Origin of the sequence: Clostridium sp. NSJ-49, from assembly GCF_014287725.1 — a bacterium.
GTDB classification, from domain to species: Bacteria; Bacillota; Clostridia; order Clostridiales; family Clostridiaceae; genus Clostridium; species Clostridium disporicum_B.
This window is the reverse complement of the sequence record NZ_JACOOP010000013.1, coordinates 64,019-77,182: the sequence shown is the minus strand read 5'-3', so window position 1 is coordinate 77,182 and position 13,164 is coordinate 64,019. Positions and strand designations below refer to the sequence as shown.

Below are 13,164 nucleotides of genomic sequence, written 5' to 3'. Positions count from 1 at the left end.
GTATATGCTATTAGTTTTATCCAAAGGAGCAAAAATGATACTGAAAAATTTGAGTGATATAAAAAATCTTGGCCATAAAGGCCTTGATATATAAGGGTTAAGAAATATGATTAACCCTATATTATTATCTTTAATTTATTTCTAATCTTAATCCAATTTCCCAAGCCTTCTGTTCTATCAATATCTTGTAATGTATAAGATAGTATTATATCCAATTATTTAATAAAGGAGAATTTTAAATGATTAGAATCAACTTTAAAAATTTTAAAGGCTTTAATGATTCAAAAGTAACAGATGCTAACGGAAAAGAAATTATTAGTTTTGAAAAAGTGAAAGCATTACCTACACGTGCATGCTATTCTATTGTTAACGCTAATCATGAAAAAATAGGGAGGATAGAAAAAAGGAGATATAATTTTGGGTTAGTTGATTTACCTCAAATAATTATATCTATAAATAATGATAAAATTGAAATACAAAAAGATATGAAAGAATTGAAAGAATTTTATGAGATTAAAGGAAGTAATTTTTCGATTAGCGGTAATTGGGATGGTCCACAATTTAATATTTCCAAAAATGAAAAAGTATTGGCTTCGGTTAATGTGCAAAAAGAAGAATCAGGAGGTACTTATTTAGTTGATATTATCGACAAAGCAAATGAAAACCAAGTTCTATGTATATTATTCGCATTAAGCTGGATTAGATAAATAAAATTAAAGGTAGGCACTTGCCTACCCTTAATGCTACATAATATGTTAAATCTGTTCATGTAAATCTAATTTTCAAATTTATATTTATCATCAAATATCAAAACTAATATTATTTTATTATTATAGTAAATTCTTCCCCAGTTATTTTATAATCATGGCTCATTTTACCACTTTCTTTTGGGTATGCCACTGCATATGGAGTTAATGTTAATATTTTTGCCTCTGAAGAAATTTCTATTTGATTTTTCATCACACCACTAGTGATTTCTTCATAAGAACTATAAAACTCTACTTCATTTCCTAAGTCATCATGACCTTTTAATACCAAATCATATACATTATTCTTATCCTTATTTTCGATTGAGTAATAAATTTTTTGTCCTATATCATTACTTCTATATTCGTTAAGAGTTATCTTTTGTCCATTTTCTAAAACAAATGAATTACCTATTTTTATACTCTTACTATTCGCTGCTAAAGTATCTCCATTAGCTGTAAATTCAAATTTCCATGGTCCGTTAACCTTATTTTCTCTATCATTAATATATAAATATGCTGAATCATATTTTATTTCTATATCTAAATCACCAGCTTGTAGTTCCTTATCTAATTTATATGTTAAAACAACTTCTTCAGTATATTCATCAATTTGTTTACTTGAACCACCTGCTGCACTAGATATTCTATTGCCATTAATGTACACATTTCCATGTAAAGATATATGCCCATTATTATCTAGATTCTCATCTGACTTTATTGTTGTTGATACAATAATCTCATCCTTATCTAAAATAACTTCATTTAACTGAACTGTTACTCCATCCTTACTTATTGCACTATTTACTACTGTTTTGTAATCATCTAAATTTCTATTAATACCTAAATAATTTCTAATATCAAACATTGCTAATTTAACTGTTGCACTTATCTCATTAGAGAAAACTGTTCCAACTATAGCTATACAAAAAGACGCAGCTATAGTTGCAGCTATTGCACTTTTTCTAATTCGTTTCGTATTTTTATATTTTATATCCTTATATCCTTCAGTTGCAGCATTTTTAATAACTTCATCTAATTTTGAAGAAACTTTTATATCATCAATATTTATATCTTTCATAATTTATACCTCCATATATATTTTTAACTTTTTTAAAGTTCTATTTAATCTACTTTTTACTGTTCCTAATGGTACATTAGTTTTATGTGATATGTCTTTTAATGATTTATCTTCTAAATACCTCATTACTATTAGTTCTCTTTCTTTTGGTGATAACTTATCTAAAGCAATTGCAATATCTTCCTCAAAATCACTTTTAGTATTTTCTATAATTAAATTATTTTCATAATCATTTATATTTACCAAAGTAACTTTACTATTTTTCTTTATATAATCCTTACAAACATTTATAGTGATTCTAGTAATCCAAGTATTAAAATATTGTGGCTCTTTTAAGTTTTTTAATGATTTTATAGCTTTTATGATTGCTTCGTGAATACAATCTAAAGCATCATTTTCATTTTTTAAATACATAAAAGATACTTTATATAAATTTTCTTTAATTGGCTCTATTAATTTAACAAAGCTCTCCATATCACCTTCAACTGCTTTTTTGAATAATAGTTCGTTAACCACTTATAACTCCCCTCTCCGAATCGATTCGTATAATAGACGATTATATATGTAAAAAGGTTCCATACTAACATCTAAAAAAATAAAATGATGCAATTACGCAGCCTTTTATTAATTATTAGCATTAAATTCTATATAAAAATATTTGCTATACATCATTATAAATAACCTAAAAAGAGTGCAAACCATTCCTGATTTGCACTCTAAGTTTCAACTAAATATTAGCTATATCAAATACTTCTAAGTTTTTCTTATCTATTTCATTTACCTTAACATCAGCTATAGCTCTTAATGTATCTAGAGCTGTTATAACTCCTATATTTCTTTCTATAGCAGCTCTTCTAATTAAGAATCCATCTCTCTTAGAATCGTTACCCTTAGTTGGAGTATTTACAACTAAATCTACTTCTTTATTCTTAACTACATCTAATATGTTTGGTTCCTCTTCATTAAGTCTTCTAACTATTTCACAGTCTATTCCTGCTTTTCTTAATAGTTCACAAGTTCCTTCTGTAGCAATAAATTTATATCCTACTTTAGCTAAATCCTTTGCTATTGGTAAGAATTCAGCTTTATCGTGCTTATTGATTGTAGCTAATATCTTTCCTTTTTCCATTGAAGGATACATGCTTCCACCAACAAATCCTTTGTATAAAACTTCTTTAACATCCCTACCTACACCTAAAACTTCTCCTGTAGATTTCATTTCAGGTCCTAAAGATACTTCAACTTTTGGTAACTTTTGAGTTGAGAATACTGGAACCTTAACTGAAACTAATTCTGGCTCTGGATATACATCCACCCCGTATCCTAAATCAACAAGCTTTTCTCCAAGCATAACCTTAGTAGCTAAATCAACTATTGGAACTCCACTTACCTTACTGATATATGGAACTGTTCTTGAAGCTCTTGGGTTAACTTCTATTACATAAAGGTTTCCTTCAAACTCAATGAACTGAATGTTTATCATTCCCTTTATTCCGATAGCTAATGCTAACTTCTTAGTGTAATCTAATACTTTAGCCTTAATTTCATCACATATGTTTTGGCTTGGGTACATAGTAACAGAGTCTCCTGAGTGAACTCCAGCTCTTTCTAAGTGTTCCATTATACCTGGGATTAATATGTTTTCTCCATCAGATATAGCATCAACTTCGATTTCTCTACCCATTAAGTATTTATCTATAAGTATTGGATTTTTCTTATCCTTCATAAATGCATTCTTTAAGTAGTAGATTAACTCTTCTTCATCATGAGTTATTTCCATACCTTGTCCTCCAAGAACGTATGACGGTCTCACAAGTACAGGGAATCTTAATCTTCTAGCTTCTTCTATACCTTCTTCTAAAGTCCAAACACCTTTCCCCTTAGGTCTAGCTATATCAAACTTTTCTAATAACTCTTCAAACTTTTCTCTATCTTCAGCCATATCAATTTGGTCTGCTGTAGTTCCTAAGGTCTTAATTCCTTTTTCCTTTAAGAAATTAGCAAGCTTGATTGCAGTTTGACCACCGAATTGAAGAATTACTCCATCTGGATTTTCTTTTTCTATTATGTTTAATACATCTTCTTCAGTTAATGGCTCAAAATAAAGCTTATCTGAAATATTGAAGTCTGTACTTACTGTTTCTGGGTTGTTGTTAACTATTATAGTTTCGATTCCCATCTTCTTTAATGCCATTACACAGTGAACTGAAGCATAGTCGAATTCAATACCTTGTCCTATTCTGATTGGACCTGAACCTATAACTATAACCTTCTTCTTGTCTGATACTTCTACTTCATCATATTGCTCATAAGTTGAGTAGTAGTATGGGGATAATGCTTCGAATTCTCCTCCACAAGTATCAACCATCTTATAAGCTGGCTTTATGTTCCATATGTCTCTTAATCTGTAGATATCGTCTGGCTTAACTTTTAATATATCAGCTATAGCCTTATCTGAGAAACCTTTCTTCTTAAGATTTAATAACCATTCTTTATCTAAATCATCTATCTTGCTTAATTTTAATCTTGTTTCTTCCTGAACTATCCACTTGAATTTTTCTAAGAAGAATATATCAATTCCAGTTATCTTAGCGATACTTTCAATTCTATAATCTCTTCTTATCATTTCTGTAAGAGCAAATAATCTTTCATCATCTGGCTTCATTACAGCTTCTTTTAATTCTTGTATACTCATTTCTTTAAACTTTGGATGATCTAAAGAATATTTTCCTATTTCTAAGCTTCTTATACCTTTTAATAATGCTGCTTCTAAGTTAGCACCTATAGCCATTATTTCTCCAGTTGCCATCATCTTTGTTCCTAAAGCTCTATCTGCTGTAAAGAACTTATCAAATGGCCATTTTGGAATTTTAACTACTACGTAGTCTAATGTGGGTTCAAAGCATGCATATGTCTTTTGAGTTACTGCATTTTTGATTTCATCTAATCCATATCCTAAAGCTATTTTAGCTGCAAGCTTAGCTATTGGGTATCCTGTAGCTTTTGATGCAAGTGCAGAAGATCTTGAAACTCTTGGGTTAATTTCGATAACTGCATATTCAAATGAGTTTGGATTTAAAGCAAATTGTACGTTACATCCACCTTCGATTCCTACAGCATTTATTATGTTTATAGCTGAAGTTCTAAGCATTTGGTATTCTTTATCTGATAATGTTTGAGATGGGGCTACAACTATACTATCTCCAGTATGAATACCAACTGGGTCAATGTTTTCCATGTTACATACAGTTATACAGTTTCCGTAAGAGTCCCTCATTACTTCGTACTCTATCTCTTTCCAACCTTTAACTGATTTTTCTAATAAAACTTGTCCAATTGTGCTTAATTGTAATCCTGATGCAAGAATAGTTCTTAACTCCTCTTCATTCTCAGCTATTCCACCACCAGTTCCTCCTAATGTATAAGCAGGTCTTACTATAACTGGATATCCTATCTTGTTAGCAAAAGATATTCCTGATTCCATATCAGTTATTATTTCAGATGTGATAACAGGCTCGTTTATTCTGTTCATCATATCTCTAAATAATTCTCTATCTTCCCCTTCTTTAATAGATGCTATTGAAGTACCTATAACTTTAACATTATATTTATCTAAAATTCCAGCATCAGCTAAATCTACCGCAAGGTTAAGTCCTGTTTGACCTCCCATACCTGTTAAAAGACTATCTGGTCTTTCTTTGGCTATTACCTTTTCAACAAACTCTACTGTTAATGGCTCTATGTAAATTTTATCTGCTACTTCTCTATCTGTCATTATAGTAGCTGGATTAGAGTTAACTAATACAACTTCTACACCTTCTTCTTTTAAAGCTTGACATGCTTGAGTTCCTGAATAATCAAACTCAGCCGCTTGTCCTATAATGATTGGTCCTGACCCTATAACTAAAACTTTTTTAATATCTTTATTTAATGGCATTCTCTAATTCCTCCTATAGTGCATATTCCATAAATCTATCAAATATATATTCGCTATCCTTTGGACCTGCTGCAGCCTCCGGATGGAATTGAACTGAGTATATCGGTAAAGTAGTATGTTTCATTCCCTCTATTGTTCCATCGTTTATATTTATATGAGTTGCAACTACACCTTCTGGTAATTCATGAACTACATATCCGTGGTTTTGAGAAGTTATGTGTACCTTATTTCTTTCTAAGTCTTTTACTGGATGGTTACATCCTCTGTGTCCGAACTTTAACTTAGTAGTTTTCCCACCTAGTGTTAACCCTAATAATTGATGTCCTAAACATATTCCAACTATCGGCTTAACTCCAACTATCTTCTTAATATTTTCTATTACGCTTCCTAAATCTTCTGGATCTCCAGGTCCATTTGATAAGAATACTAAGTCAGGGTTAACTGCTAATATTTCTTCTGCCCTTGTGTTCATTGGGAATACTGTAATTTTGCAACCTCTTTTTTTGAAATTTCTTATAATGTTTGTTTTTATTCCAAAGTCCATTATTGCAACGTGCTTACCAGTTCCTTCTATTGTATAAGGTTTTTCTGTTGAAACTATACTAACAGCTTCTTTATTTGAGAAAGCCTTAATCTTTCCTTCAACATCTTGTAATGTTTCTGCTTCTAAAGATATTATTCCTCTCATAGTTCCATTATTTCTTAATACCTTAGTTAAAGCTCTTGTATCTATTCCTTCTAACCCAATTATCTTGTTTTGCTTTAAGTAATCTTCTAATCCGATTTCACATCTGAAGTTATTCGGGAAGTTACACTTCTCTCTTACTATAAATCCTTTTACATTTGGAGTCTCAGATTCATTATCTTCTAAGTTGATTCCATAGTTCCCTATTAGTGGATATGTCATAGTTACTATTTGTCCGTAATAAGATGGATCTGTTAATACCTCTTGGTATCCTGTCATCCCAGTAGTGAATACTACTTCTCCCACACTATCTTTTAAGTGTCCAAATGCATTTCCTTCGAATATCATCCCATTTTCAAGTATAAGTCTTGCTTTCATATTTATGTTTCCTCCCATAAGCGAACCTCTAAATTTTAATTTAGCTAGGTGACGTTAAGTAAGATTCTAAGTCTCTAATTTTAGAAATCTAACCTATATATGTTTTACACCTACCAACATATGTTAGTAGGTGCTTCCTTACCCTTTATCCTAATTTAGTCAGATGTTTCTTTACTTTGTTCACGTAAATAATACGCTTTAAGTAAGCCTACTAAATTAACTTGAATAGGTGTACCATATTTCTCTATCTAATATTTATATAATATTTATATAATCCCTACTATTTCATTTATATCTTTGATTCCTTGTTCTCTACAGAATCTTTCCATTTCCTCAACTATCTCTTTTCCTGCATTAGGATTAAAGAAATTCACCGTTCCTATTTGAACTGCACTTGCTCCAGCCATCATAAATTCTATAGCATCTATTCCTGATGTTATTCCGCCTAAACCTATTACTGGAACGCTAACAGCTTTCGCTACTTCATGAACCATTCTAAGTGCTACTGGTTTAACTGCTGGCCCTGAAACCCCTGCATAAACATTATCGAATACTGGCTTTCTCTTATATGGATCTATTGCTAATCCTTTAAGTGTATTTATTAATGAAATTGAATCCGCTCCAGCTCTCTCACATTCTAATGCCATCTCTACTATATTTTCAGCATTAGGTGATAGCTTAACCATTAAAGGCTTATCTGCTATTTTCTTTATCTTTGATACAACATCATAAGCTACTTCTGATTTAATTCCAAAAGCCATCCCCCCTGACTTAACATTAGGGCAAGATATGTTAAGTTCTATCATATCTATATCTGTTCCTCTTAGCTTTTCAACTGCTATTTCGTAATCTTCGATACAACCTCCACCAACATTAGCTATAACGTTAGTGTTTAACTTTCTCATCTTTGGAAGTTCTTCTGATATAAATCTTTCTATACCTGGGTTTTGAAGTCCAACTGAATTCATCATTCCTGATGGTGTTTCAAAAACTCTTATTCCATTATTACCATCCTTAGGATTTAATGTTAATCCCTTTGATGATATTCCTCCAAGCATCCCAACATCGTAAAACTCATTGTATTCACTTCCGAAGCCAAATGTTCCAGATGCTGCTATTACAGGATTTTTAAAATCTACTCCATTTATATTAACCTTCAACATATCACGTACTCCTTAGTTCCTATAGTTCAACATAGTTTCCATCAAAAACTGGACCATCTTTACATGTTCTTTTATTTCCATCTTTAGTTTTGCATGTACATACTAAACATGCTCCAACCCCACAAGCCATATGTTTTTCCATTGAAACATATACTTGAACTCCCTTTTCTTTACACATTTCAACTACTTTTTTCATCATAACTTCTGGCCCGCAGCATAATACTGTATCATATTTATCAACTTCTAATAAATCTGTTACAAATCCCTTATGACCATACTTTCCAGTATTAGTTGAAACATATCCATCATTTATGTACTTACATAATTCATCAGTTAAATATATGTCATCTCTAAATCCAGCATAAAGATCCATCTTCATACCTTTATTCTTTTCTCTTAATCTCTTGGCAAGTTCCACCATAGGTGCTATTCCAATACCTCCAGCAACTAAAGCAACATTACCATATTTCTTATCTATATCGAATCCATTTCCAAGAGGACCTGTTAACTCTATAGTTTCCCCTTCTCTAAGGTTCGCAAACTCTTTTGTACCTTTACCTACAGTAGCATATAAAAATGTTACTGTTCCTTCTTCCTTTTCAGAAACACTTATAGGTCTTGGAAGTAGTGTTGCACCTTGATGCTTTAACATATAAAATTGACCTGCATTTACTTTATTATGGTCTTCAACCACCATTTTATATATTCCATCTACTATTTCTATATTAGATAATATCTTTGCTTTCGTATACTTCATGATATTGTCCCCCATTACTTAGATTCTACAGCTCTTCTTATTTCATCTCTCATCTTTATAGCTTCTTCTCTTGCACAAGCTGCAAATTCCATTTCTCTATTTTCCTTTTTATACGCTAATAATATTCCTCTTGATGAATTTACTACTCCACCATTTCCATTGTTTAAGTAAAGAGCTACATCTTCAGCTTTTCCACCTTGTGCTCCATATCCTGGTATTAAGAAGAACATATCATTATATCTGCTTCTTATTTCCTTACCTTCTTCAACATGAGTACATCCTATTACTCCACCGATTTGAGTATATCCGTACTTACCTTTAACTTCTTGACCCATTTCAGTTAATCTATCACCAACAGCGTTGTATAACTTTTTGCCACCTACTATATCAAGATTTTCAAAATCTTCTGCACCTGGATTTGAAGTTCTAACTAGTACGAATACTCCCTTTATTCCTTCTTTCATGTAAGGTAGGTATGGTTCGATACTATCCATTCCCATGTATGGACTTAGAGTTATAAAATCCGCTTCAAAATCTCCTGTAAAGTGCGCCTTTGCATATTGTGAAGCTGTCGCAGCTATATCTCCTCTTTTTATATCTGCAATTATTATTGCATCTTTTTCTCTTAAATATTGAAGTGTATTTTTGTAAGCTATTAATCCTTCAATTCCTAAAGCTTCATAGTAAGCTATTTGAACTTTAAAGCAAGCTACAACATCTAAAGTTGCATCTATTATTTCCTTATTGAAGTGGAATAATGCTTCACTTAAAGTTCTTCCTTCTAATACGTGGCTTGGAAGATACTCAACAGCTGTATCTAACCCTAAACAAACTACTCCTCTTTCTTCTACTCTTTCATATAATTTATCTATTATTAATTTATCCATTTAAAATTCTCCTTACTTAAGCTTTATAAACTACATTTCCACCTTTTATTGTCATCTTAACTTCACCGTAATATTCTCTTCCGTGGAAAGGTGTATTCTTACCTCTTGATACAAATTTATCTCTATCTACAGTAACCTTTTGATTTAAATCTACAAGTACCATATCTCCATCTTTTCCAACACTTATTAATCCCTTATTCATTCCTAAAATATTAGCTGAATTTCTAGACATTAATTCGCTTAATTTATTTAATGAGATATTATTTTCTTTAACTAGCGTCGTGTAGCATATTGAAAAAGCAGTTTCTAATCCAACCATTCCTGGCGCTCCATTTTTCTTATCTTCTTCAGTATGTGGAGCGTGGTCTGTTCCTATGCAATCTACAACACCTTTTCTTATAGCTCTTATTAAAGTTTCTACATCCTCTTTTTCTCTTATTGGAGGATTTACTCTATAATTACTTATGCTACTATCTAAAGCTAAGTGATGAGGTGTTACTTCACAAGTTACATTTACACCTTCTTCTTTAGCTCTCTCTATAGCATTTATTGATTCTACTGTACTTACATGAGCCATATGAAGATGTGCTTTAGTTACTTTTGCTAGATATAAATCTCTTATTGTCATTAAATCTTCTGCCATTCTCATATCTATCTTTGAAAATGTCTTATCTTCAGCATGTGACATAACTATCCAGTTATTTTCTCTAGCTACTTCCATAGCCTTCATCATTACGCTTGAATCCATAACTCCTACACCATCATCTGATATAGCTTTTACTTCTTTATCATCTTTAAACATATTTAAATGTTCTATATTGCTACCTTTGAAGTTTTCAGTTATTGAAACACATTGGTGTATATCTGTTAATCCAACTTCTTTTGCTCTATTTCTTACATGATTTAATACTTCATAGTTTGAACATACTGGCCAAGTATTAGCCATTAAACAAACTCCTGTATATCCACCTTTTACTGCTGCTTTAGATCCAGTTTCAATATCTTCCTTTTGAGTGAATCCTGGTTCTCTAAAGTGTGCATGAGTATCTATGAAGCTTGGCATTAAAGTTAGGCTGTTTCCATCTATAATTTCAACATTATCCTTTTTTATATCTTGTCCAACTTCCTTTATTATTCCGTTCTCTATATATACATCTCCATGGAAGTTTTGAAACGCATCTACTACATTAACGTTTTTTATCAATAAGTTGCTCATTTTTATACCTCACTTGGATTAATTATTGTATCGCAATACTGACATTTGTAAGATCCTTTATCTTCGTTAACAAGATCAAAAACATGCTCTAAGTATTTTTCATCACTTGTTATACATCTTGGATTGTTACATGTAATTATTCCTTTAATTTGCTTTGGTAATTCTGGTTTTATCTTTGCTATTATCTCTTCATTTTTAACTTGATTTATAGTTATTCCTGGCGATAATAACGCTAAAACTGTAAAATCTATTTCTGTAGCATTTTCTATCTTTATTATATCTTTTCTACCATTCTTCATACTTTTTGCATTTATTATTAATGCAACTTCATTTTCTCCATCTTCAAGTTTAAGATATTTAAATATCTTAACTCCTACCCCAGCTCTAATATGATCTAATACAAATCCATTTTTTATACTTGTAATCTCTAACATTACGCTACCCCCAATAACTTAGCCATTAAAGCCATTCTTACATACATACCAAACTCTGCTTGCTTAAAGTATGCTGCTCTTTTATCTTTATCAACTTCAACATCTATTTCATTTACTCTTGGAAGTGGATGCATTATTATCATATCTTCTTTAGCTAATTTCATCTTTTCTGCATCTAAAATGTAGCTATCTTTTAATCTCATATATTCATCTTCATTAAAAAATCTTTCTTTTTGAATTCTAGTCATATAAAGGATATCTAATTCTTCTATTACATCCTCTATCTTTTCTACTTCTCTGAATTCTATATTATTTTTATTTAAAACCTCTTCTCTTATATATTGAGGTATTCCTAATTCTTTTGGTGATATTAAAACAAACTTGATATTTTTATATCTTGACATGGCTGTTATTAAAGATTGAACTGTTCTACCATATTTTAAGTCTCCACAAATACCAATAACATGATTGTCTAATCTACCTTTTAAAGTCTTTATCGTTAAAAGGTCTGTTAGTGTTTGAGTTGGGTGTTGGTGCCCTCCATCCCCTGCATTTATAACAGGTACTGATGAGTACATACTTGCGACCTTAGCTGATCCTTCTTTAGGATGTCTCATTGCTATAATATCTGAGTATATAGATACCATTTTTATAGTGTCTGCTAAAGTTTCACCTTTTGCTGCTGAGCTTGAATTTGGTTCTGAAAACCCTAATATCTTTCCGCCCAATCTCATCATGGCAGCTTCGAAGCTAAATTTTGTTCTGGTACTTGGTTCATAAAACAGAGTAGCTAGTATTTTTCCTTCACATACGTGTGAATACTCTTCTGGATTTGATATAATTCGATGTGCTAATTCAAAGATTTCATTTAATTCTTCTATCGTAAAGTCCATTGGATTTATTAAATGTTTATTCATCATATAATTTTCCTCTCCTTCTTAACCTCTCAGGGCTAAATTTAAAGAAATAATAAAAAAATGTCTTCCTTTATCTAAAGGAAGACATAATAATCCCGTTGTCTAATAAAAATTACACTTCCTTTTAAATCTCTCTGGATTTCATTAAAGGTTCTTTATTTTAATCTAAGATACCATTTTTTTTTAATGCTGTCAATATTTTTAGAGAGTTTCGGTTGTAATTTTTTTATACACCATATTTTTCATAATATTTTTCTATTGCAACTTTGATTTTGTCGTCTATATATACTTTTCCGTTCAATTCTCTGTTATATAAGTACTCTACAACTTCTTTCATTGTAACTATTGAGTAAGTTTGAATTCCAAACACCTCTTTAATTTCTTCTTGAGCTGACTTTTCACCTCTACCTTTTTCCATTCTATCAACAGAAATTATTAATCCTTGTATTTGTGGATTTCCTTGCGCTTTTAATATTGGTGCAGTTTCATATATTGAAGTTCCAGCAGTCATTACATCTTCTACTATTACAACTTTCTTATCAGAGTCAATCTTAGCTCCTAGTAATATTCCACCTTCACCGTGATCCTTTACTTCTTTTCTATTTGAACAATATTGAACATTTGCTCCGTAAAGCTTATTCATTGATACTGCAGTAACTACTGTTAGTGGAATTCCTTTGTATGCAGGTCCAAATAAAACATCTACATCATTATTAAAATGTTTCTTTATAGCTTCAGCATAAAAATCACCAAGCTTACTTAATTGTTCCCCAGTAGTATAGTTTCCAGTGTTAATAAAGAAAGGGGTTTGTCTTCCACTCTTAGTAGTAAACTCTCCAAATCTTAATACATTACTTTCAATCATAAATTCAATAAACTGTTCTTTGTACTTATCCATTTTATAACATTCCTCTCTACAAAAATATTCTCTTGTATTGTAACACGATTAATTAATTAATCCAA

Annotated in this window: 12 protein-coding genes; 1 reads left to right on the top strand and 11 read right to left on the bottom strand. The window is 31.1% G+C overall.

Annotated elements, in window-relative coordinates; genetic code table 11:
• Positions 1-239 precede the first annotated feature (239 nt).
• Positions 240-707 (top strand): hypothetical protein, encoded by a 468-nt coding sequence (locus H8S10_RS06690; protein ID WP_186838366.1) that lies wholly within the window; start codon positions 240-242, stop codon positions 705-707.
• A gap of 112 nt (positions 708-819) precedes the next feature.
• On the opposite strand, the gene H8S10_RS06685 is transcribed toward H8S10_RS06690, so the two are convergent.
• The 11 genes from H8S10_RS06685 to pyrE form a co-directional block, all read right to left on the bottom strand.
• Positions 820-1,827, bottom strand: coding sequence for a DUF4179 domain-containing protein (locus tag H8S10_RS06685; protein ID WP_186838365.1), 1,008 nt, complete (start codon positions 1,825-1,827; stop codon positions 820-822).
• 3 nt (positions 1,828-1,830) lie between these two features.
• Positions 1,831-2,343: a sigma-70 family RNA polymerase sigma factor gene (locus H8S10_RS06680; protein ID WP_055267719.1), complete on the bottom strand. Its 513-nt coding sequence runs from the start codon at positions 2,341-2,343 to the stop codon at positions 1,831-1,833.
• 211 nt (positions 2,344-2,554) lie between these two features.
• Complete coding sequence (gene carB, locus H8S10_RS06675) at positions 2,555-5,764, bottom strand: carbamoyl-phosphate synthase large subunit (protein ID WP_186838364.1); 3,210 nt, start codon at positions 5,762-5,764, stop codon at positions 2,555-2,557.
• 13 nt (positions 5,765-5,777) lie between these two features.
• Entirely contained in the window at positions 5,778-6,827 is a 1,050-nt protein-coding gene (locus H8S10_RS06670; RefSeq protein ID WP_055267785.1) for a carbamoyl phosphate synthase small subunit, read from the bottom strand.
• A gap of 266 nt (positions 6,828-7,093) precedes the next feature.
• On the bottom strand, positions 7,094-7,990 hold the full coding sequence (locus H8S10_RS06665; RefSeq protein ID WP_186838363.1) for a dihydroorotate dehydrogenase: 897 nt from the start codon (positions 7,988-7,990) through the stop codon (positions 7,094-7,096).
• Positions 7,991-8,009: 19 nt separating this feature from the next.
• The gene (locus tag H8S10_RS06660; RefSeq protein WP_186838362.1) at positions 8,010-8,747 is read right to left on the bottom strand and encodes a dihydroorotate dehydrogenase electron transfer subunit; all 738 of its coding nucleotides are present in this window, start codon (positions 8,745-8,747) and stop codon (positions 8,010-8,012) included.
• Between the two features lie 14 nt (positions 8,748-8,761).
• Complete coding sequence (gene pyrF / locus H8S10_RS06655) at positions 8,762-9,634, bottom strand: orotidine-5'-phosphate decarboxylase (RefSeq protein ID WP_055267710.1); 873 nt, start codon at positions 9,632-9,634, stop codon at positions 8,762-8,764.
• A gap of 16 nt (positions 9,635-9,650) precedes the next feature.
• Entirely contained in the window at positions 9,651-10,850 is a 1,200-nt protein-coding gene (locus tag H8S10_RS06650) for a dihydroorotase (RefSeq protein WP_186838361.1), read from the bottom strand.
• A gap of 2 nt (positions 10,851-10,852) precedes the next feature.
• Complete coding sequence (locus H8S10_RS06645) at positions 10,853-11,284, bottom strand: aspartate carbamoyltransferase regulatory subunit (protein WP_186838360.1); 432 nt, start codon at positions 11,282-11,284, stop codon at positions 10,853-10,855.
• Positions 11,284-12,204, bottom strand: a complete 921-nt coding sequence (pyrB, locus tag H8S10_RS06640) for an aspartate carbamoyltransferase (RefSeq protein WP_055267704.1) — start codon at positions 12,202-12,204, stop codon at positions 11,284-11,286. Before pyrB ends, H8S10_RS06645 begins: the two co-directional genes overlap by 1 nt.
• Positions 12,205-12,427: 223 nt before the next feature.
• Positions 12,428-13,099 carry an orotate phosphoribosyltransferase gene (pyrE, locus tag H8S10_RS06635; protein ID WP_055267702.1) on the bottom strand — a complete coding sequence of 224 codons (672 nt, stop codon included), beginning with the start codon at positions 13,097-13,099 and terminating at the stop codon, positions 12,428-12,430.
• Between the last annotated feature and the right edge of the window lie 65 nt (positions 13,100-13,164).

Excerpts from the sequence above, each read along its gene's own strand:
- pyrF (WP_055267710.1), bottom strand. The coding sequence starts at position 9,634 with ATGGATAAATTAATAATAGATAAATTATATGAAAGAGTAGAAGAAAGA.
- pyrE (WP_055267702.1), bottom strand. The coding sequence starts at position 13,099 with ATGGATAAGTACAAAGAACAGTTTATTGAATTTATGATTGAAAGTAAT.
- H8S10_RS06665 (WP_186838363.1), bottom strand. The coding sequence starts at position 7,990 with ATGTTGAAGGTTAATATAAATGGAGTAGATTTTAAAAATCCTGTAATA.
- H8S10_RS06660 (WP_186838362.1), bottom strand. The coding sequence starts at position 8,747 with ATGAAGTATACGAAAGCAAAGATATTATCTAATATAGAAATAGTAGAT.
- H8S10_RS06685 (WP_186838365.1), bottom strand. The coding sequence starts at position 1,827 with ATGAAAGATATAAATATTGATGATATAAAAGTTTCTTCAAAATTAGAT.
- H8S10_RS06645 (WP_186838360.1), bottom strand. The coding sequence starts at position 11,284 with ATGTTAGAGATTACAAGTATAAAAAATGGATTTGTATTAGATCATATT.
- carB (WP_186838364.1), bottom strand. The coding sequence starts at position 5,764 with ATGCCATTAAATAAAGATATTAAAAAAGTTTTAGTTATAGGGTCAGGA.
- H8S10_RS06690 (WP_186838366.1), top strand. The coding sequence starts at position 240 with ATGATTAGAATCAACTTTAAAAATTTTAAAGGCTTTAATGATTCAAAA.
- H8S10_RS06650 (WP_186838361.1), bottom strand. The coding sequence starts at position 10,850 with ATGAGCAACTTATTGATAAAAAACGTTAATGTAGTAGATGCGTTTCAA.
- H8S10_RS06670 (WP_055267785.1), bottom strand. The coding sequence starts at position 6,827 with ATGAAAGCAAGACTTATACTTGAAAATGGGATGATATTCGAAGGAAAT.
- pyrB (WP_055267704.1), bottom strand. The coding sequence starts at position 12,204 with ATGATGAATAAACATTTAATAAATCCAATGGACTTTACGATAGAAGAA.